Source organism: Anaerobacillus sp. CMMVII (assembly GCF_025377685.1).
Taxonomy (GTDB): Bacteria; Bacillota; Bacilli; order Bacillales; family Anaerobacillaceae; genus Anaerobacillus.
This window is the reverse complement of sequence record NZ_JACEHK010000001.1, coordinates 233,413-258,633: the sequence shown is the minus strand read 5'-3', so window position 1 is coordinate 258,633 and position 25,221 is coordinate 233,413. Positions and strand designations below refer to the sequence as shown.

29 protein-coding genes, 1 pseudogene and 1 riboswitch are annotated in these 25,221 nt (G+C 37.6%); of the genes and pseudogenes, 8 read left to right on the top strand and 22 right to left on the bottom strand.

Annotated elements, in window-relative coordinates; genetic code table 11:
* Window positions 1-316 precede the first annotated feature (316 nt).
* On the bottom strand, window positions 317-874 hold the full coding sequence (locus H1D32_RS01430) for a GbsR/MarR family transcriptional regulator (RefSeq protein WP_261176412.1): 558 nt from the start codon (window positions 872-874) through the stop codon (window positions 317-319).
* Between the two features lie 309 nt (window positions 875-1,183).
* Here H1D32_RS01430 and H1D32_RS01425 point away from each other — a divergent pair, with 309 nt between their 5' ends.
* The 4 genes from H1D32_RS01425 (at window position 1,184) to H1D32_RS01410 (ending at window position 5,021) form a co-directional block, all read left to right on the top strand.
* A complete protein-coding gene (locus tag H1D32_RS01425) occupies window positions 1,184-2,398 on the top strand; it encodes a quaternary amine ABC transporter ATP-binding protein (protein ID WP_261176411.1) in 1,215 nt (404 codons plus the stop codon).
* Window positions 2,367-3,209, top strand: a complete 843-nt coding sequence (locus H1D32_RS01420) for an ABC transporter permease (RefSeq protein ID WP_261176410.1) — start codon at window positions 2,367-2,369, stop codon at window positions 3,207-3,209. The genes H1D32_RS01425 and H1D32_RS01420 overlap by 32 nt, the downstream gene beginning before the upstream one ends.
* Before the next feature lie 232 nt (window positions 3,210-3,441).
* Window positions 3,442-4,329 (top strand): glycine betaine ABC transporter substrate-binding protein, encoded by an 888-nt coding sequence (locus H1D32_RS01415; RefSeq protein ID WP_261176409.1) that lies wholly within the window; start codon window positions 3,442-3,444, stop codon window positions 4,327-4,329.
* Between the two features lie 209 nt (window positions 4,330-4,538).
* Window positions 4,539-5,021 (top strand): DUF456 domain-containing protein, encoded by a 483-nt coding sequence (locus tag H1D32_RS01410; protein WP_261176408.1) that lies wholly within the window; start codon window positions 4,539-4,541, stop codon window positions 5,019-5,021.
* Window positions 5,022-5,239: 218 nt separating this feature from the next.
* Here H1D32_RS01410 and H1D32_RS01405 read toward each other — a convergent pair whose 3' ends face one another.
* The gene (locus tag H1D32_RS01405) at window positions 5,240-5,383 is read right to left on the bottom strand and encodes a BH0509 family protein (RefSeq protein ID WP_261176407.1); all 144 of its coding nucleotides are present in this window, start codon (window positions 5,381-5,383) and stop codon (window positions 5,240-5,242) included.
* 234 nt (window positions 5,384-5,617) lie between these two features.
* Between H1D32_RS01405 and H1D32_RS01400 the strand changes: the two genes are divergently transcribed.
* Both H1D32_RS01400 and H1D32_RS01395 read left to right on the top strand, forming a co-directional pair.
* Window positions 5,618-6,253, top strand: a complete 636-nt coding sequence (locus H1D32_RS01400) for a GerMN domain-containing protein (RefSeq protein ID WP_261176406.1) — start codon at window positions 5,618-5,620, stop codon at window positions 6,251-6,253.
* 86 nt (window positions 6,254-6,339) lie between these two features.
* Window positions 6,340-6,903: a flavin reductase family protein gene (locus H1D32_RS01395; RefSeq protein WP_261176405.1), complete on the top strand. Its 564-nt coding sequence runs from the start codon at window positions 6,340-6,342 to the stop codon at window positions 6,901-6,903.
* 33 nt (window positions 6,904-6,936) lie between these two features.
* Here the strand turns inward: H1D32_RS01395 and H1D32_RS01390 are convergent, their stop codons facing one another.
* Together H1D32_RS01390 and H1D32_RS01385 are read right to left on the bottom strand one after the other, a co-directional pair.
* A complete protein-coding gene (locus H1D32_RS01390) occupies window positions 6,937-8,331 on the bottom strand; it encodes a sensor histidine kinase (RefSeq protein ID WP_261176404.1) in 1,395 nt (464 codons plus the stop codon).
* Window positions 8,332-8,336: 5 nt separating this feature from the next.
* Window positions 8,337-9,044: a response regulator transcription factor gene (locus H1D32_RS01385; RefSeq protein ID WP_261176403.1), complete on the bottom strand. Its 708-nt coding sequence runs from the start codon at window positions 9,042-9,044 to the stop codon at window positions 8,337-8,339.
* Between the two features lie 204 nt (window positions 9,045-9,248).
* On the opposite strand from H1D32_RS01385, the gene modB reads away from it, so the two are divergent.
* Both modB and H1D32_RS01375 read left to right on the top strand, forming a co-directional pair.
* Window positions 9,249-9,929, top strand: a complete 681-nt coding sequence (modB, locus tag H1D32_RS01380) for a molybdate ABC transporter permease subunit (protein ID WP_261176402.1) — start codon at window positions 9,249-9,251, stop codon at window positions 9,927-9,929.
* The gene (locus H1D32_RS01375; protein WP_261176401.1) at window positions 9,929-10,963 is read left to right on the top strand and encodes a sulfate/molybdate ABC transporter ATP-binding protein; all 1,035 of its coding nucleotides are present in this window, start codon (window positions 9,929-9,931) and stop codon (window positions 10,961-10,963) included. The genes modB and H1D32_RS01375 overlap by 1 nt, the downstream gene beginning before the upstream one ends.
* A gap of 73 nt (window positions 10,964-11,036) precedes the next feature.
* Here the strand turns inward: H1D32_RS01375 and H1D32_RS01370 are convergent, their stop codons facing one another.
* The 18 genes and pseudogenes from H1D32_RS01370 to fdnG form a co-directional block, all read right to left on the bottom strand.
* Window positions 11,037-11,963: a type II secretion system F family protein gene (locus H1D32_RS01370; protein WP_261176400.1), complete on the bottom strand. Its 927-nt coding sequence runs from the start codon at window positions 11,961-11,963 to the stop codon at window positions 11,037-11,039.
* A gap of 3 nt (window positions 11,964-11,966) precedes the next feature.
* Window positions 11,967-12,635, bottom strand: coding sequence for a type II secretion system F family protein (locus tag H1D32_RS01365; RefSeq protein WP_261176399.1), 669 nt, complete (start codon window positions 12,633-12,635; stop codon window positions 11,967-11,969).
* Between the two features lie 50 nt (window positions 12,636-12,685).
* Window positions 12,686-12,931, bottom strand: a complete 246-nt coding sequence (locus tag H1D32_RS01360) for a hypothetical protein (protein WP_261176398.1) — start codon at window positions 12,929-12,931, stop codon at window positions 12,686-12,688.
* Entirely contained in the window at window positions 12,931-14,172 is a 1,242-nt protein-coding gene (locus tag H1D32_RS01355) for a TadA family conjugal transfer-associated ATPase (RefSeq protein ID WP_396126136.1), read from the bottom strand. The genes H1D32_RS01360 and H1D32_RS01355 overlap by 1 nt, the downstream gene beginning before the upstream one ends.
* On the bottom strand, window positions 14,097-14,564 hold the full coding sequence (locus H1D32_RS01350; RefSeq protein WP_261176396.1) for a hypothetical protein: 468 nt from the start codon (window positions 14,562-14,564) through the stop codon (window positions 14,097-14,099). Before H1D32_RS01350 ends, H1D32_RS01355 begins: the two co-directional genes overlap by 76 nt.
* On the bottom strand, window positions 14,539-14,886 hold the full coding sequence (locus tag H1D32_RS01345; protein ID WP_261176395.1) for a CpaE/TadZ family protein: 348 nt from the start codon (window positions 14,884-14,886) through the stop codon (window positions 14,539-14,541). Before H1D32_RS01345 ends, H1D32_RS01350 begins: the two co-directional genes overlap by 26 nt.
* 29 nt (window positions 14,887-14,915) lie before the next feature.
* Window positions 14,916-15,374, bottom strand: coding sequence for a CpaE/TadZ family protein (locus H1D32_RS01340; protein WP_261176394.1), 459 nt, complete (start codon window positions 15,372-15,374; stop codon window positions 14,916-14,918).
* Between the two features lie 26 nt (window positions 15,375-15,400).
* On the bottom strand, window positions 15,401-16,105 hold the full coding sequence (gene cpaB / locus H1D32_RS01335) for a Flp pilus assembly protein CpaB (protein WP_261176393.1): 705 nt from the start codon (window positions 16,103-16,105) through the stop codon (window positions 15,401-15,403).
* Window positions 16,106-16,167: 62 nt separating this feature from the next.
* A complete protein-coding gene (locus H1D32_RS01330; protein ID WP_261176392.1) occupies window positions 16,168-17,088 on the bottom strand; it encodes a TadE/TadG family type IV pilus assembly protein in 921 nt (306 codons plus the stop codon).
* Between the two features lie 4 nt (window positions 17,089-17,092).
* On the bottom strand, window positions 17,093-17,476 hold the full coding sequence (locus H1D32_RS01325) for a TadE/TadG family type IV pilus assembly protein (protein ID WP_261176391.1): 384 nt from the start codon (window positions 17,474-17,476) through the stop codon (window positions 17,093-17,095).
* A 114-nt stretch (window positions 17,477-17,590) separates the two neighbouring features.
* Window positions 17,591-18,100 (bottom strand): A24 family peptidase, encoded by a 510-nt coding sequence (locus H1D32_RS01320; protein WP_261176390.1) that lies wholly within the window; start codon window positions 18,098-18,100, stop codon window positions 17,591-17,593.
* A gap of 113 nt (window positions 18,101-18,213) precedes the next feature.
* Window positions 18,214-18,381: a Flp family type IVb pilin gene (locus H1D32_RS01315; RefSeq protein WP_261176389.1), complete on the bottom strand. Its 168-nt coding sequence runs from the start codon at window positions 18,379-18,381 to the stop codon at window positions 18,214-18,216.
* Between the two features lies 1 nt (window position 18,382).
* Complete coding sequence (locus H1D32_RS01310; protein ID WP_261176388.1) at window positions 18,383-18,745, bottom strand: DUF192 domain-containing protein; 363 nt, start codon at window positions 18,743-18,745, stop codon at window positions 18,383-18,385.
* 124 nt (window positions 18,746-18,869) lie between these two features.
* A riboswitch (cyclic di-GMP riboswitch) is annotated at window positions 18,870-18,956 on the bottom strand.
* 356 nt (window positions 18,957-19,312) lie between these two features.
* Window positions 19,313-19,909 carry a molybdenum cofactor guanylyltransferase gene (gene mobA, locus H1D32_RS01305; protein ID WP_261176387.1) on the bottom strand — a complete coding sequence of 199 codons (597 nt, stop codon included), beginning with the start codon at window positions 19,907-19,909 and terminating at the stop codon, window positions 19,313-19,315.
* A 26-nt stretch (window positions 19,910-19,935) separates the two neighbouring features.
* Entirely contained in the window at window positions 19,936-20,796 is an 861-nt protein-coding gene (locus H1D32_RS01300; RefSeq protein ID WP_261176386.1) for a formate dehydrogenase accessory protein FdhE, read from the bottom strand.
* A 94-nt stretch (window positions 20,797-20,890) separates the two neighbouring features.
* A complete protein-coding gene (gene nrfD / locus H1D32_RS01295; RefSeq protein WP_261176385.1) occupies window positions 20,891-21,826 on the bottom strand; it encodes an NrfD/PsrC family molybdoenzyme membrane anchor subunit in 936 nt (311 codons plus the stop codon).
* A gap of 16 nt (window positions 21,827-21,842) precedes the next feature.
* A complete protein-coding gene (locus H1D32_RS01290; RefSeq protein ID WP_261176384.1) occupies window positions 21,843-22,652 on the bottom strand; it encodes a 4Fe-4S dicluster domain-containing protein in 810 nt (269 codons plus the stop codon).
* 1 nt (window position 22,653) lies between these two features.
* Window positions 22,654-25,218: pseudogene (fdnG, locus tag H1D32_RS01285) on the bottom strand (formate dehydrogenase-N subunit alpha); the annotation flags it as partial.
* Window positions 25,219-25,221: the final 3 nt, after the last annotated feature.

Sequence of the window (25,221 nt, the reverse complement as noted above, 5' to 3'; positions counted from 1 at the left end):
TAATCGCAATTTACTAAATTTCATAATCCATTTTTTCTACCACTGCACTTTAATTCCTTGTGGGGATCCAACAACTCTCCTTGGAACATGAATCCTTCATCTTAATGCCTCCTAGCGGTCCAACTGCGCTCTTTGGAACAAGAATCCTGCATTTTCATGCCTTTTGGCGTTCTACATCCGAACTCTTTAAGAACATAATACCTGTTACCGCTTTTGGTAAATGCATAATAGTTAAAGGTAGCAAAAAAACGCACGAATCCGTGCGTTTTTTAATTTCTTAATCTATTATCTCTAATTTTAGCAGTTTTCCTAGTTTTTAAGTTGGTTCTTGCTTTGGAACAATTTTAAATATTTCACCTGTCTCAAATAGGGATATTACATCATCTAACCATTTATAGTAAGCTTCTGCCTGACTGAGTTTCGTCAAATCTAATTGAATTAGGTCTCTGATCTTCTCTACCTGAGTTTCTGCATTTAATGCCTCTAATGAAGATTTTGTTTCTTGGATTGCAATCATATTCTGTTCTGTAGCATTTCTCCACCGAGTGATAAAAACATGCGAAAATGAACGATACCAATCTTCTTCAGTTCTATAAAGATCTTTTCTTATTCCCTTTTCCCACACACGTTCTACCATCTGGGCATCGAGGAGCATTCGGATCCCTGTACTCATGCTTGTCTTACTCATCCCGAGTTCGTCACTCATTTCATCTAGGGTCATTGGTTCCTCTGAGAAAAAAACGGTACCATACAAGCGACCAACAGATTGAGAGATTCCATATAGATGAATATTCTTAGCAATTTCACTAACAAATCGCTCACGCGCTTTGTTAAGTTCTTGCAAATCTTTGATTTCTTTCTCGCAGTTTTCCATCCTACCTCCTCCAACTTATCAGTAATTAGTTATTAGTAGTATAACAAAGTAAAAAAGAAGTTAAAAGTTTACAGGCAAATAGCATCTAGAAGGATATGGAAGGATTTATAAGTAATCTCTACGTAATGTGTGTACAGTTTTTTCTGTACGTACAATATGTACGATTATCAAGGAATATACAGTTTGCGCAAAAAATAGATAATATTATATAGTATTAACAACAACAAATCAACATGGATTTTTCTGGATTTTTATATACGGAAAATGTTGTGTTTGAAACGAAATAAACATGGAATTGAGGTGGAATACATGTCGAAAATAAAAGTTGAAAATCTAACGAAAATTTTTGGGAGAAAACCCAAAAAAGCACTAGAACTTTTAAAGAAAAATACGTCAAAAGACGAAATTTTAAAACAAACCGGAATGACAGTTGGTGTTAATCAGGCAAACTTTGAGGTTGAGAACGGTGAAATTTTCGTAATTATGGGGTTATCAGGGAGCGGAAAGTCTACATTGGTTCGTCTCTTAAACCGATTAATTGAACCAACAACTGGTAGTGTTTGGATTGATGGTGTTGATTTAGCGGCCATGGGAGAAAAGGAGTTACGGGACGTACGCAGGAAAAAATTAAGCATGGTTTTTCAAAAGTTTGGCTTATTCCCTTTCCGTACAGTTCTCGAGAATGTCGAGTACGGTCTGGAAGTACAAGGAATTGAAAAAGAGGAACGTAAATTAAAGGCCATTTCCTCACTTGATCTTGTTGGTCTTAATGGCTATGAAAATATGTATCCAAATGAACTATCCGGTGGCATGCAACAACGCGTTGGTCTTGCTCGGGCGTTAGCTAACGATCCTGATGTCTTGCTGATGGACGAAGCCTTCTCTGCCCTAGACCCATTAATTAGAAAAGACATGCAAGATGAATTACTCGATTTGCAACGAAAAATGCAAAAAACCATCATCTTTATTACACATGATTTAGATGAAGCTTTACGCATCGGAGACAGAATTACCATTATGAAGGATGGTTCGATCGTTCAAATTGGCACACCAGAAGAAATCTTAAAAAATCCGGAAAATGATTATGTAGAAAGATTTGTTGAAGATGTAGACCGTTCTAAAGTCTTTACAGCCGGACATGTCATGAAACGTCCGGAAACTGTAAATGCAGAGAAGGATGGTTTACGTGTTGCGATGCAAAGAATGAAGGATGCTGGGATTTCCAACATCTATGTGACAAATCGTAACAAAGAGCTTCTTGGTATCGTAAGCGCTGAACAAGTTTCGAAAGCAGGTAAGGATGCTAGTTTACTAGATATTATGGACCAAAATGTTCCTACTGTTCATCCTGATACCCCTTTACATGACTTGTTTGATGTCGTTTCAACTTCGCCTATTCCAGTTGCTGTTGTTGAAGAAGATCAATTAAAAGGAATCATTATTCGCGGAGCTGTTTTAGCAGCCCTGTCTTCAAGTCAGGAGGTGAAGAAGGATGAATCTAATACCGAGGCTTCCGCTAGCTAATGGAATTGACGCTTTTGTCGATTGGTTAAAAAATGCCGATGGATTATTTAAAGGAGTTACAGCAGTTATTCGATTTTTTGTTGACCAATTAAGTGCTGGTTTAAGTGTTCTTCCAGAGTGGTTATTTATACTAATGATCACCGCATTGGCATTCTTTGCGACGAAAAAGAAAATTGGCTTACCACTTTTTGTTTTTTTTGGACTATTTCTCATTCAAAACTTAGGATACTGGAATGATATGATGTTAACACTTTCGCTCGTATTAACATCTGCTGGTATTTCTGTAGTCTTTGGTGTACCAATAGGTATTTGGATGGCCAAAAATAAAACAACTGAAAATGTGGTAACACCGATTTTAGACTTTATGCAAACCATGCCAGCCTTCGTTTATTTAATTCCTGCAGTTGTATTTTTCGGAATTGGAATGGTGCCAGGTGTAATTGCTTCGGTTATTTTTGCGATGCCACCTACCGTTCGATTAACGAATTTAGGTATACGTCAAGTTTCAACCGAACTAATAGAAGCAGCAGATGCTTTTGGATCAACGCCAATGCAGAAGTTATTTAAGGTCCAATTACCAATGGCCAAGAAAACTATTATGGCTGGAGTAAACCAAAGTATTATGCTTGCCCTATCTATGGTTGTTATCGCCTCAATGATTGGTGCTTCTGGTCTTGGAACTAAGGTTTACTATGCAGTAGGACGTAATGATGCAGGTGGTGGCTTTGAAGCTGGTATCGCCCTAGTTATCGTAGCAATTATCTTAGATCGTTTAACACAAAGTTTTAATAGACAAAAAGGAACTGCTTAAGCGTTTTTCACTCTTTTTAGCTCTTTTCGTCATTGCTAATCCTAGACTTTTGCGAAAATTAGTTTTAAAAAGGGTTCATATAAAAGCTCGTTTCGTACATTTTGTTACTTTGAAGATACTTGAGTTTCCAGTCCTAGAATAAATGTGCTAGTAACTAAATAGTTCAAGATCATTAGAAGAACGATTTATGCGAATACAGCTATAAAAAAGATTAAGAGGAGATGGGTTGAAAATGAACAAATACGTAAAAAGACTTAGTGTTGTAGCAGGTTTGTCACTATCACTACTAATTGCGGGATGTGGTTCTGATACTACTAGTGGAGACGGTTCTATTGGCGCACAACTTGACTACATAATCACAGGAATTGATGCCGGTGCTGGTATCATGGCTGCTACTGAAGAAGCAATTGAAGCATACGAACTAGATGGCTACACACTTCAAACTAGTTCATCAGCAGCTATGACAGCAGCTCTTGCTGCCGCTTATGAGAAAGAAGAACCTATTGTTGTTACAGGTTGGACACCTCATTGGAAATTCGCAAAATATGACCTTAAATACCTCGAGGATCCAAAAGGAGTTTTTGGTGCATCAGAAAGTATCCATACAATCGTTCGTAAAGGACTAGATGTAGATCACCCTTCTGCGTACCAAGTGTTAGATAACTTCTATTGGGATCAAGCGGATATGGGAGAGATAATGGTAGCGGTAAATGAAGGTGCCGACCCTAAAGAAGCAGCTGCTGATTGGGTAGCCAATAATCAAGACAAAGTATCTGTTTGGACTGATGGCGTTTCTGAAGTCAATGGAGATAAGCTAACATTAGTTTTTGTAGCTTGGGATTCTGAAATCGCCTCAACGCATATGATTGGTAAAGTCTTAGAAGATATCGGCTATGATGTTGAACTTTTAGCTCTTGAAGCAGCTGGAATGTGGACTGCTGTTGCTACAGGAAGTGCTGATGCTCTAGTAGCCGCTTGGATGCCAGGTACACATGCTGTTTATTATGAAGACTTTAAAGAAGACTTCGTTGACCTAGGTATTAACTTAGAAGGAGCTGGCATCGGCTTAGTCGTACCTGCTTATATGGATATTAATTCGATTGAAGACTTAAATAATTAGTGAAAAAGGGACTGCAACCGCAGTCCCTTTTTTCGAGTTTAGAATTAAGAATTATTGTGTGATTATTCAACACATCCCTATCTATTACTTATTCTACTAAACAAATCTTGCAATAACTTCACACTCTAAACTCTACACTGCATGTATACTTAACTTAAATTAAACCCAAGATTTTAGTAGTGAAAATTTAAATCGAGTGAGGTTATGTAATGGAGATTGTCTTATGGATCATTATTATTGCTTTGTTTATTGTGAGTTTTATTGGGTTGGTTTACCCTATAATCCCTTCAGTGCTCTTAATTTGGGGTGGAGTTGTCATCTATTACTTCTTTATTTCACCAGAATCGGTAACCTGGTGGACCTGGATTACCTTTACCGTATTGACCATCCTTTTATTTTTAACAGATTACTTAGCAAATCTCTATTTTGTTAAACGGTATGGTGGTTCAAAATGGGGTCTACGCGCTGCGACCATCGGTGTAATTATTGGTTGCTTTGTTATTCCTCCATTTGGCATCATTCTTGTTCCTTTTGCATTAGTACTCGTAACAGAGTTACTACAGCATAAACCATTTCAAGAGTCATTTAAAGTAGCTATTGGTACCGTAATTGCTTTTTTAAGCGGAACCTTTGCAAAAGCAGTGGTCCAAGCTGTTATGATCATTGTCTTTCTTTTAGACATCTTTTTATAAGGACTTTTTCTCGTCTAATTTACTACTCATCGCACAAGTTTTTTTCTTATTCTAGATCCGTAGACGATACTAGGTTCTTGATATAACGCAAGAAGCTATACCCTTTAAACAGGTATAGCTTCTTGTTTTTCGTTAGTGGATATCTGCTGCATCGAAAGGAATTAGTCAATTGGTATCACAGTCAAAGAAAAGGGGAAGTTGCTGCTTTTCTCCCTTACTTATTCTTGGTGTTCAAGCTTGAAATAAAGCGAATTATAAATATGCTCAACCTCTTGATCTGTCATATGCTTTAGCTGACTTGAGTCTAACCCCTTCATCTTCTCAATAAAATTAATCATGTTCTTACGTTCTTGTCTGCTCATTTAAATCGCCCCTTTTCTTGTATTAGTACAATATTAACTTGTTATTTGTATTATATAACAGATTAAATTACAACGTCAATAAAAAATTCTCATTTTTTTACATTTAGGCTAAATTGAGCAGAAAAAGATCATGAGTTTCCCCTCTTTTTCTACCATATTCAATGTCTAACCCGTTCATTTGTGCTATTCTTAAAAAAGTAACCAAATTATGTATTTAAAAGGAAGGTGCTAGAAATGAATAAATTAAGTAAGCTCATTTTATTCCTCTCATTAACACTAATCATAGCTGCTTGTGGGCAAGGAGCTAACAATACGACAGAACAACAAAAGCCTACCTCTGGTGATGAGCCGGAAACAAAATACCAAGAGGAAATTGAAGAAGAGGCTGATCTAGAAAAGGAGGAATCGTCAGAACCTACTGAGCCTACAACTGAAGTAGCAGTTTTGGATAAGTTAAATCTATATTTCTCAGATGACCAATTGATGGATATTTATAGAGTTGAAGTTGACTTACCGTTATCTTTGAATGAATTTGGACTTCAAAATGCTTTACAACGTTGGATTCAAGGACCTGAACATGAAGGTCTTCATAGTCTTCTTCCAGAAGGTGTTGTAGTACAGTCTGTAGAAGACCAGGAAGGCGTCGCTTATGTTTCATTTTCAAAGGAGCTTTCAGAAGCTAACTTAGGTTCAACAGGTGAAGCTATGTTAGCAACACAAATTACTATGGTTGTCGAACAGTTTGGCTATGAGAAAGTTTTTGTTTTAATTGAAGGTGAAAAAATCGATTCGTTACTAGGACATCTTGATTGGAATGAGCCTTTTATCATCACTTCATCACCAGAGGATTTCGAACTTTATAATTATTAAATTGTCACTCAATTTTATTAGATGATACTGCATCCCCAAGGAAAATACTCTATACTAAAAGTAAATTCAATTTGGAAGGTGATACGATGCTACAAAGTACGAATAATACGGTTCTCCATTGTTACCCTGGGTTAATAGCCTTAGTAACTGCTGAGTGGAACGGCACCAAAAATATCATGGCCGCTGGTTGGCACTCCTACATATCTTATGCTCCTCCTATTTATGGGGTTGCTATTGCTGAAGAACGTTTTACTTACCATTTAGTGAAAAATTCAGGCGAGTTTGCAATTCAATTTGTTCCTGCTGAATATGCAAAATATATTGAAGGTGCTGGGAAATTATCTGGTCGCGACGGTGATAAACTAGAGGCATTAAACATTTCTTATAAAAAAGGCGAAACCGTGGATTGTCCCATCCTGACTGAGGCTTACGTTGTTTATGAATGCAAAGTCAAGGACATTCAAAAATACGGTGATCATGATTGGATCGTCGGTGACATTACGCGGTTTCACAAAGATGAAACACGCTTTGATGGTGGACTACCAAATTGGGACAAGCTTGAAATCCCTCTATTTATTGGACAATCACAGTATGTCATTGCAAATAAAGATACGAAAAAGACCACAATAGACTTAAAAAATCAAAAATAAAGAGCCGATATGGCTCTTTATTTTTGATTCTTTCTAACATGGGATTTTCAAGTAAAAATTAGTTCCCACACCTTCTTCACTTTCTACTGCAACTGTCCCGCCATGAATTTCAACAATTTCTTTTACGATCGCTAGTCCTAATCCACTTCCTCCACTTTCTCGAGATCTAGATTTATCAACTCGATAAAACCGTTCCCAGATATGTGGCAAATCCTCCTTACTAATTCCAATTCCATTGTCACGTATTTCAATCGAGATTTCATTTTCTGTGGCAATTACATTAACCAAAATCAATCCACCCTTTGGTGTATAGCGAATGCTATTTTCTAAAACATTAATGACCGCTTGACCAAGACGATGCTGATCAATGACAGCTCTCACTTCGTTTTTATTTCCTTTCACTACACATGTAATGGAATGATTATCAAACATTAACTGTCTTGTTGCGATAATTGACTCTAGCCACTGTAGGAGATCTACCTCTTCTTTATGAAGCGTAATTTTCCCCTCTTCTAACTTGGTTAGTTGAAATAAGTCACTCACTAAATATTCCATTCTCTTCGCCTCGTTATATATGACCCCCAAGTTACGTCGCCACTCTGTTTCATCAACTTGTGGTGCATCCTTCATAACAGCTGAATAACCTTTAATATAGGTTATCGGTGTCCGTAGATCATGAGAGATATGGGAGATAAATTGTCGCTTTGAATCGCGAAATTCCTTTAATTGCTTGGTCATTGCATGAATATCAGTAGCTAATTGACCAACTTCATCGTCACTAGCGATTGAAAGTTTAATATCAAAATCACCTTTAGCAATTTCACGAGTCGTTTCACCTATTTTAATTAATGGCTTTGAAATAACTCTTGTTAAATATATGGTTAATAGAGCTCCAATTAAAAGCGTGAACAATCCCATCGCAAACAAAAGTAAGATTAGCTGTAGTTTCGCTTTTTCAAACTCACCGGTATCTTGATCGACAAAGAAAATTCCTTGAAACTCTCCATCTTTGACAATTGGTCGATACGCCCAGATATGAGGAATGTGAAAATTAATCCCAGTATCGACATATTGTAGTGTATCTCCACCACTTTTATAGCGTTCTTGAACCCAAACTTGATATTCGTTTAACCATTCTTCACTGACATGGTGCGATAAATAACTAGGTTCAAGATTTTCGTCAAAAAAGATCGTCTGCACATGACGCCCCCGATTTTTTTCTAAAATAAGATAAACGACTATTTCTTCATCAATTCCTTCTTCAATCATCGTCGCATATGCCCTTAACTCTTCTTCAACATTTATCGCCAACTGTTCTTTATAAAAGTTTTTAAAAAAGTGATATGAAAACAGAACCATTGTACTAATAACAATTAATAGGATAAGTATGACAAAGAAGGCAATTTTTTTAGAAAGCTTTTTCTTCACATTCATCATCCTTCATGGGGAAAATCCTCAAGCATCTGATAGCCAACACCCCATACAGTTTCCACGATATGCTTTGTAAAACCGACTGCCTTTAGTTTTTCCCGGACATTTTTGATATGTGTATCGATGGTTCTTGCATCGCCTTCATAGAAGTCATCCCACTCAAGTTGAACAAGTTGCTCTCTTGAATAGACTCTCCCAGGATTTTTCGCTAAGCGTAGCAACACTTTATATTCTTTCTTTGTTAGTGGTAAGGTTTGGTCAAGATAAGAAACTCTTAACTTATCTTCTTCAAATTTGAGTTGATGTAAGCTAAATGTAGTGTCTTCAGTAACAGTACTCTTTTGGGCCCTTCTCATGATCGACTGAATTCTTGCTTGAAGCTCTCTAGGTTCAAATGGCTTCACAATATAATCATCCGCTCCTAACTGAAGACCATTAACAATTCGTTCAGTGTCCCCTAACGCTGTTAAAAGGATAATTGGAACATCTTTATCAATCATTTCTCGAACGTTTTTTAAGACTTCAAAACCATCGATTGTAGGCATCATAATATCCAATAAAATTAAATCATATTTTCCATCTATTATTTTCTCGATTGCTTCATAGCCCGTTTGTGCTTCATCAATCAGGTATCCATATGGCTTTAAACAAACATTTAAGAGCATACGCATCTCTTTTTCGTCGTCAACAATTAATACTTTATGCGCCATCGTAGTCTCACTCCTCATCGGAACTCGCTTTTTGTTATCTTTCTGAATGTAACATATTTTTATGAAAAAAGTGTGGAGGAAAAGTAAATATCTTTGTAACTTAAGAGAATACACTTCTATAAATGAATTATTATTTTTAAACGATCATTAATTTGTTATGATAGTAGGTATGGATGAAGTAGCATCTCTTAAGGAGTCTTAACTATGGAGCAAATTAATCTATTTCCACTATTTTTATCTTTCAGAGTTGCTCTCACAGCAACTCTTTTAACTATTATTATCGGGCTGCCGATTGCGTTCTTTTTAAGTCGTTCTAAAAGTAAGGTCGCTGACTTTTTAGATACGATTATTACGTTGCCAATTGTTTTACCACCAACTGTGCTTGGTTATTACTTACTCGTACTGTTAGGAAGACAAAGCGGCATTGGCAGGTTTCTTGAAGAAAACTTTAATATCATGATCGTCTTTACACCAACAGGAGCAGTTATTGCAGCGATGGTTGTTTCAATCCCATTTTTAATCAAGTCAGCCAAAGCCGCGTTTGCTAATATCGATCCTAACCTGGTCAATGCAGCAAGGGTCTTGGGTAGAACAGAATTAAATATCTTTCTTACAATAATCATTCCCTTAGCCTGGAGAGGTATTGTCGCTGGAATTACCCTTGGCTTTGCTAGAGCATTAGGAGATTTCGGGACAACTTTAATGGTCGCCGGAAGCATCCCAAATAAAACAATGACAATGCCAATTGCCATTTACGATGCACTCTTGGCTGGTAACCGGGATTTAGCTAACATTCTAGTATTCATAATGACAGCTGTGTCCCTAACTGTATTGTTTACGATCAACCGCCTCGAGAACAAAGTTTCCAAAGGAGGGCGAACATAATGTTATATGTAGACATCAAAAAATCTCTTGGAAGCTTTAAGCTTGATGTCGCCTTCCAAGTAGAAAAAGGAATTGTTGGGATATTAGGACCCTCTGGTTGTGGTAAAAGTTTAACACTACAAGCCATTGCAGGATTGTTAAAACCTGACTCCGGAACAATCTCAATTGGAGAACGAACATTATTTGACCATGAAAAGAACATTACTATTCCAACCCGAGATCGCAAAGTTGGGTACGTCTTTCAAAATTATGCCCTCTTTCCTCACCTAACTGTTGCAGAGAATATTGGTTTTGGTTTAAAGAAACTCGCTAAGGACGAAAAAAACAAAAAGATCGCCGAGATGCTTCAGATTATTCAATTGACAGGGTTAGAAAATCGCTATCCTAATGAATTATCTGGAGGTCAGCAGCAACGTGTCGCCTTGGCGAGAACGCTTGTGACAGAACCTGAAATTCTATTATTGGACGAACCATTTTCCGCCCTAGATCAACACGTGAAAAAACACCTTGAATTTGAGTTATTGGAGATTATTAAACGAAGCTTTTCTGGAGTTGTTCTCTTTGTGACGCACAATATCGAGGAAGCATATCGACTATGTGATTATCTTTGCTTGTATGACAGTGGTAAGACCATTCAGTTAGGTCAAAAAGAAGAGGTGCTTCAACGGCCGGTCACGAAGGCAGCAGCACAGATCGTTGGGTGTGAGAATGTGTTTGCGGTTGAAATGGTAAAAGAAAAAACAATAGTTACGAATGGGATTGAACTACAAACTGCAAGCCCTATTCCTAATCTCACAAAATATATAGGCATTCACAGCTACGATGTCTCGTTTGTACGAAATGAACAGTCTGAAAATACGTTTAGTTACGAGATATGTAGCGTTGTTGATGGGATTGATCATTCAATAGTGACAGTGGCAGTGGGTAAGTTAACAGTTAAAGTAAACGTGCCCAAATCAACAGTGAAGGAAATATGTAATGGTGAACTAACGCTTCATTTTCCAGTGGAAAAGTTGTTTATAATGGGTGGGTAGTGTTGTAAAAACCATAAATTTGCAGCATCTAAAATAAGAGGCTTTTCTCAAATGAGATAGCCTCTTGTTTGTTTTACTGATTACTAAACGTTTCTATTATTTGAATAACAGCTGGGCCTAAGAGTACGATGAACAAACTTGGAAAGATGAACAAAACTAGAGGGAAAAGCATTTTAATCGGTGCCTTCATCGCCTCTTCTTCTGCTCGCTGCTTTCTACGTTCCCTAACATCTTCAGATTGTATTCTTAGAACTTGAACCATTCCAATTCCAAGTTTCTCGGCTTGAAGGATATTATTAATGAGACTACTTATCTCCTGAACGACTAACCGCTCTTTTACACCTGTTAATGCCTCTCGTCTCGTTTTTCCAAGGCGCATTTCCTCTAAACAGCGAGTAAATTCACTGCTTAAAACACCCTCTTTTTTAGAAACAATTTTACTCAAAGCCGCATCAAAACCCAGTCCAGCTTCTAAACTTACAGTCAAAAGATCAAGGGTATCTGGAAGCTCTCTTAATGCTTGTTTACTTCTTTGTTTTGTCTTTTGTTTCAAATAAAAGTTTGGAAGAATGAGACCGACAATTAATCCAATCAGGCCAAATATTATTGCACTACTAAGCTGCCCTTTTACTAACATACCATAAATACCGAAGAGGATCGGTAACAATAAAAAGAGGCCTAGTTGAAGTAACCGAAATTCGACAGGGGTCATGTTAAAAGGACTACCAGCCTGCAAGAGCTTCAACTCGATTTTTTCTACTTTATCACCTGGCAACCTCTGTCTAAAGCTTCTTTTATAATCCTGCAAAAGCGGATAAATAACCCTACGATAAAAAGAATCTTTTCCTTTTTCTATTTGTTCTTCACTGTTTTCTAGCGGTATGGAATTTAAAAGAAGTTCTATTCTCCGATTTTTATTAACCTTTGGCTTTTTTTGCTTCAACTTAAACAGCGCAATCACGAATAACATAATAGTTAAGAAAAAGGTGAAATACATCATCACTTACACCTCAATTGATGTTAATTTACGAATGAAAATAAAACCAATAGTTCCAAAAAATAACCCTACACCCACCATCAATAGTCCTATAGGATTATTGAATAGACTCGCCATATAATCAGGGCTAATTACATAAATTAATAACCCTAGAATAATAGGGAGAAATCCAATCACCATCCCCGAAAGCCTTCCTTGGGCTGTTAGAGTTAAGATTTGTTGCTGTATTCTTGTTCGGTCTCTTATCGTTTCTACAATTTTATCTAAGATTGTTGCAAGATTACCTCCAACTTGACGTTGAATCAAGATCGCTTGGATCATTAAATCTAAGTCTTCGCTAGGCATTCTTTCTTTTAATTCATTTAGGGATTCTTCAATACTCCGTCCATATTGCATTTCTTTGATGACGATATCCATTTCATCTCTAATCGGCGAATCTGCTTCATCCACCACTGATTTTAATGCCTGTTGAAAGCTAAATCCCGCCCGTAATGAACCAATGATAGTTGTAATCATATCAGGTAATCCTTCATTAAACTTTCGTAACCTTTCGGTATGTTTCTTTTTTACCCACCAAATCGGTACTAAATAACCAACTAAAAACCCCACGATTAAAAATAGTAAATTCCCTAGAATTAGATTTAACAAGAGTCCAGATATTAAAGCAGCTATCAAACGAAACGCAACAAATTCTTCCGTTTTAATCAGTAATCCTGAACTTTTAATTAAGAGTTCAAGATTTTTATTCTTTGTTTTTCTAAGTAACTTTTTTTAAGCATTTCATTAGCTAATCGTAATCTTAACGCAAAATTAAATTCCTTTTTATTAAGACTGTCTTCTTTTTTTTCTAAGTTAAGATAATGGTTCAATCGCTGGTTTGTCTTTTTTTTAGAGAAAAAGAGCATTTTGAATATTGCTCCAAATAATAAACTAGAAGAAATAAGGATGAACAATAATAGTATCGGCTCCATTATGAAACATCCTCCTCTTCAATGAATACGTTTGGTGGGATATACAGGCCAGAATTCTCGAGACGACTGTAAAACTTAGGGCGAACTCCAGTAGGAACAAGTTTTCCAATAATTTTACCTTTGCTATCTACTCCTCTTTGCTGGAAAACAAAAATGTCTTGCAAAACAATAACGTCTCCCTCTAATCCTTGAACCTCAGTAATATTGGTTATTTTCCGTGAACCATCCTTCAAACGCGATTGTTGAATGATTAAATCAATTGCACCTGCAATCTGTTCACGGATTGCCCTTACCGGAAGGTCAACACCGCCCAGTAAAACCATCGTTTCCAAACGAGAAATCATATCCCTCGGGCTATTAGAGTGACCTGTTGCGAGAGAGCCATCATGACCAGTGTTCATTGCTTGAAGCATGTCTAATGCTTCAGCACCACGAACCTCACCAATAACAATTCGATCTGGTCTCATCCGTAATGAATTTCTAACCAAGTCACGGATCGTTATCGCGCCTTTCCCCTCAATATTAGGAGGTCTTGTTTCTAAGGAAATGACATGCTCTTGACCCAGCTGTAATTCTGCGGCATCTTCAATTGTAACGATTCGCTCATCCTCAGGTATAAACGAGGATAAGACATTTAATGTCGTTGTTTTTCCTGAGCCTGTTCCTCCACTAACAAATATATTAAGACTTGATTTTACACAAGCATCTAAGAAAATGGCCATCTCAGCAGTTAGGGTCCCAAAGCCTACTAAATCCGAAACTTTAAAGGGATCCTCGGCGAACTTTCGAATTGTAATCGTTGGACCGTTTAAAGCTAGGGGAGGAATAATTGCATTTACACGGGAACCATCGGGTAATCTCGCGTCAACCATTGGGCTGCTTTCATCAATCCGACGGCCTATTGGTGCAACAATTTTTTCAATCACTTGTAAAACATGATCATTATCACGAAATGTAACATCAGTTAGTTGGAGTTTGCCTTTCCGTTCAGCAAATACTTGGTTTGGCCCATTGACCATCACTTCTGACACTTCCGGATCATTTAAGAGTGGATTAATAGGGCCAAATCCAGTTAAGTCATTGATCATTTCTGAAACGACTTTTTTAGAATCGATATTTCCTCGAAGTGATTTTTCATCTTCAATAATCTCCGTTACCATGTCATTTAACTTAGAAACAATTTCATCGATATCCGATGTTTTATATTCTGTGATAATTTTTTTATGAAGCTGACTTTTAATTGTGCTTCTAGATCAGTATTTATGCTAGACTCTGTTGAATACGAATTAACTTGCTTAGGTTGAGTTTTTTCAGTCAGTTCTCGAAAACTTTTCATAAAACTTTGTTTTTCGGTATTTTCAGTATTTTTATCTAAACTTTTGCCGATCTCTTTATCGACTTTTTTATCCAGTTCAATCGCTTCTGGCTCATTCACATATACTTCATTAACTACTGCGGCACTACTTTCTTGTTCTGCATGCTCTGTCTGTAAGTTAATTTTTCTTTTTACCTTTTCTTCAAGTTCTGCCTGGTCTTTTAAAGTTTGCCCATTATGAGTAGTTGACTGCGAGTGAGTTTGTTGTTTTGCTTGAATTCTTTTAGTAAACTCATTTTCTCTCCCCCCTTTTGACACGTTTCTTTTTACTGAATAACTTTGCACAACAAATCGGCTTTGACTTGTTACTTAACTCATTAATTTCTATTTTCTCAATCAGTAGTTCAGCTAGTTTATACAATGCTTTTGCTAAATCAGTTTTACCTCGACTCATCACAAACGGAATTCCTTGATTGAGAGACTTCGTTGCAACTTGGTCATTTTCTGGCAGATAGTAAAGCATATCAGTTCCTAAAATAGCCGGAAGATCTTCTACTTTAACAAAGCCTTTCACTGTCGACTTATTTACTATTAACTTAACTTTGTCCCGTAATCCTAACGTAACAAACGTTTCTAACATTAGTTTAGTATTCTTTAATGTTGCAACTTCTAATTAGTAACTAATAGTATTTGATCTGCCTTTTCAATAATCATTAAGCTTTTTTCATGAAAACCTACTTCAGTATCAACAACTACGTAGTCGTTTTCCTTCATTAGTATTTCAATCGTCTTTTCAATCACATCTGGTGTCACTAAATCAGCAAATTCTGGTCTATTAGGTGCTGGAAGAACCCTAACCCCAGTTTGATGAGTTACTAAATAATCATTTACGTTTGTTACAGTTAATTGATCTATATCATTTACAAGATCATAAATGGTTGTATCTGTTTGAAGATCCATGGCCATATTAACATCGCCAAACTGGAAGTCACCGTCGAGAATACTTACCTTGAGATTTTTTTTCTTTAGGGCTATAGCAAGGTTTACGGATAATAACGTCCTTCCAACTCCACCTTTCCCACTACAAACTGCGATTAATTCTCCTTGTTGCAAAGCTTTTCCAGACATTCCGTCACCTCCCATATATTATTAGATTAATTATTTTCTTTTTCTTCATTGATACGGCTATTTAACATTAAATGAATAGTTGCTCCCTCATCAACAACAGCTACACGTGCATCTAATAATTTTACTGCATCTCCCGGTGTCAATTCAAAGGTAACCGTACTATATTCAGCGTAATCTTCATGAGAAGATGGCTCCTTCATCTTTCTACCTACAGCCAACACCCGAACATTTTCTAAAATGAGCCTGCTAACAACTTTCACATTTTCATCTTCTTTTCTTTCTGTTTTACTAAAAAAGACATCCACTAGGTCATCTGGTTCAACCATTGTTGATACAGATTGTTCGTAATTAACCACTATTGAAACTGCCCTAAATCCTTCTTTCACCTTTCTAGAGATGAATACAGTCTCTTCTTCCTCACTTTGAACTCGGTGAGTGAAAAATGCTTCTCCTTGCTCCATATCTGCATTAACAAATAAGCCCTCTAATTCTTCTTTTGAGGTGATTGTTTGTGGATGAAACGCTTTTTCGGGAATAGTTGTTACTTCTAGTTTTTCAGCAGTGATTCGCTCGTTTTTTTTCAACGGTTCTGCGGCCACAATGATATCAACTGTATTATCTGCAACTACTGCTGCTGTTGAAGATATCGAGTTTTTGAGATAATTATTAAATAAGAGCGTAGTAATACCACCCATAATGATTGCTAACAGAAAAATAGACTTCGAACTCAATACTTACACCTACCTTGATATAAAATCAATGACTACGTTATTAATATATTTCTAGTTTTAACCTACTTAGTTAAAATGACCTCATAAGTACCGAAATTCGGTGCATTTTCATTCATAATACTACCACTAGGCAGCGTAATTTCTTTTAATTCCCCATAAATTGAAGCTTTATGTTGTGCAACTTCCACTACATTAGTTATATAAACAGTTGCAAAACCTAGCACTTGGATACAACGTTTCCCTGTTGTTCCAGTTTTATTGCAACGGTCCCCTTCCTGTAAAACATAATTTTCAGGAAGTAGCCGATAGATTGGAATTGTAACCGTCTTTTTTTCATAGTTTCTTTTCATAATTCTTCCAACACTTTTACCAGGATCAGTAGAATAGATACCACCAACAACCATTTCAGTAATCTTATTTGTGCCTGAGCCTAAATCTAACAATCCAAAATTTCCTGTCTCTTCGTTATCTTTATCCCACTTTAAAACTAAATTATGTTTTTCATCCATGAAATTTGGGTAACGATCCGTATTTATACCAAATGGTTCAGCTGTAAAGGAATTTATTACTGCACTAATAGGCAAGATTTGCGCTGCAGCATTGGCAACTACAGGAGTATCCTTTATTCCAAAAATACGGGCAAAGGTCATTTCTTTAGAAACGTTTGCAAAAGCTGTGATTTCAGTTCCTTTAATATTAATTTCGACATTTTCTCGATCAACACCATTAGCTACAATAATATTATATGCTTGTTTAATCGCTTCTTCTCGCTTTTCTGGTCTTTCCTGTGCTTCAGCTAATTCCTGTGCACCAGCTAAAACTGCTGCGTCAACCGCCTTTTGAATTTTACTTTTTTCTAAATATAATGTTCCTGCATCAATAACAAGAGCGCTAAAACCTAGTAAAACAGTCATTGATATAGCAACAAGAGGTAATATACCTCCTTCTTGTTTTTTTATTAATGATAAGATAAATGACATCATATGCTCACTCCACTCTCATTACGGATTTCGCTTCGAGCTTAAGACTATTCTCAGGAAAAAATTTTCCGATTAACGGTGTGATGAATTCGATATGATAAGTAATTGTCACAGTTGTATATACACCACGAACACGGTTACTTGGAACTGGTTGAATATTAATATTTGTATCGCTGATTTCGAGGTGTCTAGAAGTCTGTTTCGCTGTATTCCTAATTTCCTCATCAGTCCCACCTATACTTGCGCTTCTAGCTGCTTCTCTTCCTGCATGATCAAGGGCAAGGTAGGCATGAAAAATCCGACCAAAATCGATAATTCCACAAAAGAGTAGAGCCACTAACATAAAAACTAGAGCAAATTCCACTAATGCTTGTCCTTCTTCTGATCTCATCCAAACCCTCCTCTTGTTAGAAATTGCATAGCCTTAAAAATCAAAAATCCCCCACTACTTAACAGTATTTAACTGGGAGTAGTAAGGTCAAAAATTTATATCCTCATCTAACTCTTACCAAAGAGTAATTTTCTCTTGACTGAAAAGTGTAAATATAGCACCTGCAACAATGGCAATACCATATGGAAATGTTGTAGAAAGGGCACTTTTCTCATATGGAAGATCAACACCATACTTCTTTCCAAAAAAATGATATAAGAGTGCTTTTGCGCTTCCTTTTTTCATCAGGATAATCACTATAGCAATAATTCCACCAGCTAATGCCATGTAAATCGCTGTCACTATGACAAACGACGTTCCTTTTAAGGCACCAATCACGGCTAAAAGTTTCACATCGCCCGCCCCCATTCCACCTAGCAAAAAGGGAATTATTAAGATTCCTAAACCAATAAGAAAACCTAAGAATGCGGTGCTAAGACCTGCCCAACCATCAATGAATGTATGAATAATAATTGCTAATGCAAGCGTTGGGAACAAGACTTTGTTATAAATTCTTCTATTTTTCAAGTCAGTGATTAAGCAAACAAGAAGCAAAATTAATAATAATAGATTTATCCAAGCCACTTCCATCCCTCACTAGTAAGATAGCTAATCTTATTTATAATATTCGACAGTTTTGACTTTTTAAAAAGGCCTTACGTTAGTCACGTAAAGCCTTTTAATATACTATTCTAGATTTAAAATTTAAATTTCTGTACTAGACCATTGAACATTGTGTCTAGTTCTTTACCAAATGCAGTTAACCCTACAATAGCCGCAAGAGCAATTAACCCGATAATCAAACCATACTCCGTCATCCCTTGTCCTTCTTCTTGAACTACTAATTGTTTGAATTTGTTTAACATGTTACATCTCTCCTCTTTCGATTTTTTTTAGGTAGTGTCCTACTTTTGTTTCTGTGTCTGCAGCTTTTCTAGCTGGCAGCTCTACAACCGATGTGGCATCTCTGTACAATTTCCCTATCCTTCTTGGTGCCATCGCTTCATCAATAGCAACAATTCGAAAATAAGCATCCAGATACACAACATCAATTGCATAGTTCATAAAAAATGTGTGAACCGATCGGCAGGGTTTTATGTGCATAGCACGATTTGATGGTAAAGAGGATGTAAACATTAAGCCCCGAAGCCTTCTCGAAAATGTATCAGCTACTAGTAGCTGATCTGCTAGTACTTTCCCATTGTTCAAGTTAACCAGACTCATAACCATTTTCTACACCTCTTTGTCAAATAAAATAACCCCACCATACCGAAAGTGGGGTTGAACACCATTACTGGTGTACTATGTATATACTAATTGCACAAGCAATAGTAAAAACAAACTCCCTATTTCTTTCGGAAACTGGCTGGCCTAGTGGAAGTCCACCTTAGCCCCTTTAGCTTTGCGTCACTAATTTTCATTAGCTTTGCCTTTATCGTGATCCAGTGCTAGTTTGTTAGATCTCGTTGTTATGTGTTTATCATATTCGATAGTGGGACTTTCGCCTATCCGACGTAACGATCATTTTACTTTTTACTACAATAGATCCTAATCCCTACCATTTTATGACAAGTTTTTCTAAAAAAAGAGTCGTTTTTTGAATTTTAAAACATTTTCATGACCATAGTAATAGCTATTTTATTGACATTTCTTTTCGCATGAACACAATTACCTATTTTTAGAAAATGATGATTATTTTACCAAACTTTTTCCCTATGTAATAAGTTCTATTAATTAGAGAAAAAACAGGAGCTGACGCAATGTCAACTCCTGTTTGGACTATTTACACTACTAATCTTACCCTTTTGCTACCCACTCTTGTACTTGTTTATATTCTTCTGGTTTATTCATGTTGTAAAAAGCTCGCTCGATTTCTGGGATTGAACTAAGGACCTCATCCTCAAGCCATAGCATATTGACTTTATCCCAAAGATTATTGACACGAAAATCATTGCCTTTTAAGAAACGTTCAATTTCCTCTACCATTAATTGATGGTAAACAGCGAAAAGTGGCTGTCTCATCCCGTTAAAACGTGGAACGACTGCTTGATAGCCTGGACTACTCGCAACTAAAATCCGCGCTAGCTGTTGGGAAACAAAAGGCATGTCGCAAGCAACGACAATATTATATTCAGCAGATGAAGCTAGCAATCCAGCGTGAATCCCAGATAGCGGTCCTAATCCAGGGTAGACATCAGGAATTAACTTTACTTTTTCTTCAAGTAACGAGTAGTCTTCTGGACTATTCGTTACAATTATACGATCTGTAAAATCTTCACCAAGACTGTCTAAAATTCTTTCAATATTTGCCTTACCTTCTACAGGTAGTAGTGCTTTATTTGTGCCCATACGACTTGATTTTCCGCCTGATAATAAAATAAGTCCTGCATTCATAGGATTGTTCTCCTCCCCTTATACAGTTACTGTAACGTTGTCTGGGACCCTTGACGGTGGTATCCCTTTTCTTTAGCTAATAAATCTAAATGGAAGGTTGCAAAATCATCTAATAGAAGAAACATTGGACTAGATGGATCTAGTTTATTAATTCCTTTTACATAGCCGTGACAGGCATCACAAGCATCGATTTGGAATGATCCTTTTTCTTCTTGGATTAAAAGTGTACTTAGTTGGTTATGATCTTTATTTTCGCAATGTGGACATGCAATGCGCCAATAGGTCCAATCTCCCGCACATGACAAACATCTAAAATGACGTAACCTCTCACTTCCACGGTACTCTGCAAGGCCATGCTGGTCCCCACATACTGGGCAATAGTCCTTCATCCATTCTTCTTCGTTAAATACTTTTGTCTCTTCAAACTCTTTCGTGTATTGGTTAAGCGTTGGTAATAGGCTATAACGTATGACTACAAATAAAACATCTAACGGTAGATTGTACTGACCGGCAAATTGATCAATCACTGTGCTATCACCAAGGAGCCACGCGCGTTGTAATTGTTGAATTTCTGCATCCGTTGCCTTTTTACCCATCTTTTTAAAGATTGAGCGAGAATCGCCTAGTCCAGTCCAATTCGATAGTTCACGGAAGTGCATGATTGCAAATTGTAATTCAACCTTATCTTCTTCACCTTCTAAGTAAGGGATACCTTGCTGAAGCTTTGACGCAATTTCCTCTTTACTTAACTCTAAACGAGCTACTAACGGTTCAATTTTTTCTAGACGCTCAACTAAATCAATATGGACTTTCGACACATTTTTATAATCTTTATTCTTATCAATATAACGATTCCAAACATTTTTAATCGCTCTTACTGTACTCATAATCGCCCCTCTTCCTTTTAATCCAATTATATAAGAAAGGAGAAAGTAAGCCAATTTTAATGACTCACTATCTCCCCGTTTTTCAAACCTTATTTTACCAAAATGACATTGGCCCCATCATCACAACGTAACGTAGGATAAAGCCACCAACCAAAACTAATACACTTGAAAAGATTAATGAATTTCGCATTCCAAGGAGATTCGGTTTTAGTTTTAACAATAATGGCACTAATAATCCAACAACAACTACGCCGCCCCATAACAGAACTCCAAACATATCTCTTGTTACTGTTTCACTCCACTGACCTAACGCGAACACAAAGATGATAATCATCGCAATGTTCATAACAATAACTGACTTAACAATGTTATCTAAACGTTGGATGGACTCATCCAACTGTGAGCCACGGTTTGTAAATAAAAGCAATAAAATGACAACAGATACACCGGTGACTACCGCACTGATAATCCATAGGGTTGGGATTAACGGCGTTGCATTCCACGCTGGTAGGTTCGATGTTGTTACAAGGACTCCTAAGTACATGGAGAACCAAGCTGCAAAAAAAGCTCCTACTGAAAGGAATACTTTTGCAAGCTTTCCTTCATGTAAATAAGTAGCTAATGCATAGAGCTTTTGTGCCCAAGAGAATTGTAGTAAATTGTCCTTCTTTAGCGCATACAACACACCTACAAGGGCAAACACTCCAAAGACATTCAATACCCACGCCCCTAATGACATCGGAGAATCCCAATTAATCATAAGGTTTCCATCTCTAAACTGCCACATAACATTGACAAAACGTTCTTTTTTATCAAGTTTTAAAACAAGCAATAGACCGTAAATTGGAAGTAACCCCATCGTTACATAATACGCACGATGTAATCCAGCTTTATTAATCTTTCCACCAAAGGCGAGCAGGAGGGCAGTGACTAAGAATGCCCCTGCTGCTATACCACCGATAAAAAGGTCAAAAATGATGATGAATGGAAAATCTGGACTTTTTAACTGCGTTAGTTCATAGCTATACATTTTTTAGTCCCCCCAATTACGCACTTGTAGTGGTTTTTTCTTCTAATAGCTTACGTTCACGATACGTACGGAAGCTAAGAAGTGATACTAGGCCAACAGCGAATAAGCTGAAAACACTACTCCAGTAACCACCAAGCATATTTTTTTGTGGCATTTGTGGGTTGCTAGGAAGTCCATACTTTTCAGGTGTATCTTGAAGTAAATAGAATACGTTTAAGCCACCTAAAATGTCTTTATCTCCATATAATTTAGCTTTTAAATTTCCACTTGCTTGTAGAACTTGCTCTCTTTGTTTAGCCATTGCTACTAGGTCTGTCACATCTCCAAACTCAATACTGTCAGTTGGACATGACTGAGCACATGCTGGCTCTTGACCTACTTGTAAGCGATCATAGCATAGTGAACATTTTTCAGCTGTCCCACTAAGATCTCCAATTCCGATAACACCAAATGGACAACCTGTAATACAGTATTTACAGCCGATACAAGTATCGTGATCAATGTACACTGTGTCAAACTCTGTACGAATGATTGCATTTGTCGGACATACCGACATACAACCTGCTAATGTACAGTGTTTACATGAGTCAGAAAGGAATAACCAACGCGAATCACTTCTATCGTCAGAGATATCCTCAATAAACTTAACATGACGCCAGTTTTGACCATCAAGGCCACCTGTATTATCATAACTATTTCCTGTTAATGAAGGAGCAGGGTTAGCAGGAATTTCATTCCACTGCTTACAAGCTACTTCACAAGCCTTACAACCGTGACATAGGGTTGTATCTATGAACATACCTTTACTGCTTTCGACTTGGCTCATTTTATGCTACCCCTCCTGGTAATCTTCCTTTTTTCACATTACATGTAAATGCTTTGGAAGAGTGAATATATACGTTAGGATCAGCTACAATAGCACTTAAATCGTTTGGTACAGATCCTGTTGCAACACCTGAGTAACCCCAGTGAATTGGCATACCAACTGTGTGCACGACTTTACCTTCTACCTTAAGAGGGCGCATACGCTTTGTAACTAGAGCTCTCGCTTCAATCGTTCCGCGAGCAGTGGAAACTGTCACGTAGTCCTTGCTTTGTACACCTAACTCTGAAGCTAATTCTGGGCTGATCTCTAGGAATAACTCAGGCATTAACTCCGCAAGCCATGGTAACCAACGTGTCATTGCGCCACTTAAGTGATGCTCTGTCACACGGTACGTTGTAATAACAAATGGATACTCAGAGTTATTTGCACCATGAACTTTGTTGTTCGGAATATTTTCAAATATAACGGCAGTTGGACTATGAGTATACTTTGGATATAACTGATTTGCTGAAACAGGTGTATCTGGTGGCTCGTAGTGTGTTGGCAGCGGGCCATCCGTTACCCCAGTAGGCGCAAATAATTGGATAACACCATCAGCCATCATTAAGAACGGGTCTGCCCCACTGTGTGCAGCTAAGCCAACAGCACCAACAACAGCTGGTGTATCTGGCGCTTTTGTTGCTGCAAAGTCAGGAACATCATATCCAGTCCATTTCTTTTCAGCTTCATCCCACCATACATACTTCTTACGCTCAGACCAAGGTTTCCCATCAGGTCTAGCAGAAGCACGGTTATAGAGAACACGACGATTCGCAGGCCATGCAAAGCCCCAATCCAATGCTACATAATCGTCACCTTGACGACTAGCCGCACGGTTTACATCTTCCTCAGGTAGAACACCTGTGTAGATCCAGCACCCACATGCAGTCGAACCATCATCTTGTAATAATCCGAATGATGCTAATGGTGCACCTGTTGCAACATCAAAACCATTGATCTCTTTGATGATTTTGTGCTCACTAGGTTCTTGTATCTTAAAACGCGGGTTTACATCAGGCTCATAATCCCAAGTTAAGTTCTTGATACCCCAGTCATGCTTAGCTGTACTATCTTTATATAACTCTTTTAATCTCTTACCGAGTTCATATGTGAACCATAGATCAGAACGGCAATCTCCTGGAGGATCAGCGGCCTTTTCTTTCGTCTGTAGGATACGTGACGTGTTTGTGAAGCTACCTTCTGTTTCAGCAAATACACTTGAAGGCATATAGAACACTTCTGTTCCGATATCTTCAGCTTTCACCGTACCATTTTTCACTTCAGGTGCTTCATACCAGAATGTTGCAGTTTCAATCAAGAATGGATCTTTCACAACTAACCAGTCAAGATTCGCTAATGCTTTACGGTGGAAAGATGCATTTTGACCACCAACAGCTGGGTTTTGCCCCATAACGATCATCCCTTTGATGATTCCGTTATACGCATCTTCAAACATACGATAGTGTGAGTGGTTACCAAGCGTTTTTGGTAGCGCATCATAACCAAAATCATTTGCAGCTGTTGCCGCATCACCATACCACGCTTTAAGTAAACTCACTAAGTATTTAGGATAATTTTGCCAGAAACCAGTTGGTCGTTGCATTGATCGTAAGAAATCCTCTAACGTATCATGCGGTCTCGCTTTTGCTGGCATATCTAGGTAACCTGGTAACGAGTTCCAAAGTGTTGATAAGTCAGTTGCACCCTGTACGTTCGCATGACCACGAAGTGCTAAAATACCGCCACCTGGGCGACCCATGTTCCCAAGAATTCCTTGTAGAATTGCTCCAGCACGGATACATTGAACACCATACGTATGCTGAGTCCAACCCATCGCATAACAGAATGAACTTGTGCGCTCTGGATTCGAGTTAGCAGCAAGTGCTTCGGCAACCATCATGAAATCTTCTTTAGGCGTACCACAGATATCTTCTACCATTTCTGGAGTATATCTAGCGTAGTGCTTCTTCATAATTTGGAAAACACTTCTTGGATGTTGGAGAGTCTCATCACGCTTTGGTCTACCTTGTAACTTTTCTTTCGCAAGACGATCAGATAGAGTCGCAGGTTCACCATCAAGAACGACTAATTCCTCACGCTCATACGCCCAGCTTGAGTTATCATATGATTTTTTCTCTGGATCGAAGCCTGAGAAAATACCATCTAAATCTTCAGTATCCTTAAACTCTTCTTTGATAATGAAAGAAGCATTTGTATAGTTAAGTACGTATTCTTTGAAGTACTTTTCATTTTGAAGCATGTAATTGATTAGCGCACCTAAGAACGTAATATCCGTTCCTGAACGCATTGGTACATAATCCGATGACATTGCAGATGTTCGAGTAAAGCGCGGATCAACATGAATGACTTTTGCACCTTTGTCACGAGCTTGAAGAATGAAACGGAAACCTACCGGATGGTTCTCTGCAAAGTTAGAACCCATAATGACAATACAATCACTCTCTGCTAAATCACGAGGAGTGGTAGTCGCACCACCGCGACCAAACGCTGCACCCAGACCGGGTACTGT

What these genes read in the sequence shown, in the direction of transcription:
- H1D32_RS01290 (WP_261176384.1), bottom strand. Translation starts at nt 22,652, where the DNA reads ATGAGCCAAGTCGAAAGCAGTAAAGGTATGTTCATAGATACAACCCTA.
- H1D32_RS01310 (WP_261176388.1), bottom strand. Translation starts at nt 18,745, where the DNA reads ATGGTTATGAGTCTGGTTAACTTGAACAATGGGAAAGTACTAGCAGAT.
- H1D32_RS01325 (WP_261176391.1), bottom strand. Translation starts at nt 17,476, where the DNA reads ATGAGATCAGAAGAAGGACAAGCATTAGTGGAATTTGCTCTAGTTTTT.
- H1D32_RS01345 (WP_261176395.1), bottom strand. Translation starts at nt 14,886, where the DNA reads ATGTTAGAAACGTTTGTTACGTTAGGATTACGGGACAAAGTTAAGTTA.
- mobA (WP_261176387.1), bottom strand. Translation starts at nt 19,909, where the DNA reads ATGAATGCAGGACTTATTTTATTATCAGGCGGAAAATCAAGTCGTATG.
- H1D32_RS01430 (WP_261176412.1), bottom strand. Translation starts at nt 874, where the DNA reads ATGGAAAACTGCGAGAAAGAAATCAAAGATTTGCAAGAACTTAACAAA.
- H1D32_RS01360 (WP_261176398.1), bottom strand. Translation starts at nt 12,931, where the DNA reads ATGGAGCCGATACTATTATTGTTCATCCTTATTTCTTCTAGTTTATTA.
- modB (WP_261176402.1), top strand. Translation starts at nt 9,249, where the DNA reads ATGGAGCAAATTAATCTATTTCCACTATTTTTATCTTTCAGAGTTGCT.
- H1D32_RS01420 (WP_261176410.1), top strand. Translation starts at nt 2,367, where the DNA reads ATGAATCTAATACCGAGGCTTCCGCTAGCTAATGGAATTGACGCTTTT.
- H1D32_RS01300 (WP_261176386.1), bottom strand. Translation starts at nt 20,796, where the DNA reads ATGAGTACAGTAAGAGCGATTAAAAATGTTTGGAATCGTTATATTGAT.
- H1D32_RS01405 (WP_261176407.1), bottom strand. Translation starts at nt 5,383, where the DNA reads ATGAGCAGACAAGAACGTAAGAACATGATTAATTTTATTGAGAAGATG.
- H1D32_RS01370 (WP_261176400.1), bottom strand. Translation starts at nt 11,963, where the DNA reads ATGATGTATTTCACCTTTTTCTTAACTATTATGTTATTCGTGATTGCG.
- H1D32_RS01385 (WP_261176403.1), bottom strand. Translation starts at nt 9,044, where the DNA reads ATGGCGCATAAAGTATTAATTGTTGACGACGAAAAAGAGATGCGTATG.
- H1D32_RS01410 (WP_261176408.1), top strand. Translation starts at nt 4,539, where the DNA reads ATGGAGATTGTCTTATGGATCATTATTATTGCTTTGTTTATTGTGAGT.
- H1D32_RS01425 (WP_261176411.1), top strand. Translation starts at nt 1,184, where the DNA reads ATGTCGAAAATAAAAGTTGAAAATCTAACGAAAATTTTTGGGAGAAAA.
- H1D32_RS01315 (WP_261176389.1), bottom strand. Translation starts at nt 18,381, where the DNA reads ATGTTAAACAAATTCAAACAATTAGTAGTTCAAGAAGAAGGACAAGGG.
- H1D32_RS01415 (WP_261176409.1), top strand. Translation starts at nt 3,442, where the DNA reads ATGAACAAATACGTAAAAAGACTTAGTGTTGTAGCAGGTTTGTCACTA.
- nrfD (WP_261176385.1), bottom strand. Translation starts at nt 21,826, where the DNA reads ATGTATAGCTATGAACTAACGCAGTTAAAAAGTCCAGATTTTCCATTC.
- H1D32_RS01330 (WP_261176392.1), bottom strand. Translation starts at nt 17,088, where the DNA reads ATGATGTCATTTATCTTATCATTAATAAAAAAACAAGAAGGAGGTATA.
- H1D32_RS01340 (WP_261176394.1), bottom strand. Translation starts at nt 15,374, where the DNA reads ATGTCTGGAAAAGCTTTGCAACAAGGAGAATTAATCGCAGTTTGTAGT.
- H1D32_RS01375 (WP_261176401.1), top strand. Translation starts at nt 9,929, where the DNA reads ATGTTATATGTAGACATCAAAAAATCTCTTGGAAGCTTTAAGCTTGAT.
- H1D32_RS01395 (WP_261176405.1), top strand. Translation starts at nt 6,340, where the DNA reads ATGCTACAAAGTACGAATAATACGGTTCTCCATTGTTACCCTGGGTTA.
- H1D32_RS01400 (WP_261176406.1), top strand. Translation starts at nt 5,618, where the DNA reads ATGAATAAATTAAGTAAGCTCATTTTATTCCTCTCATTAACACTAATC.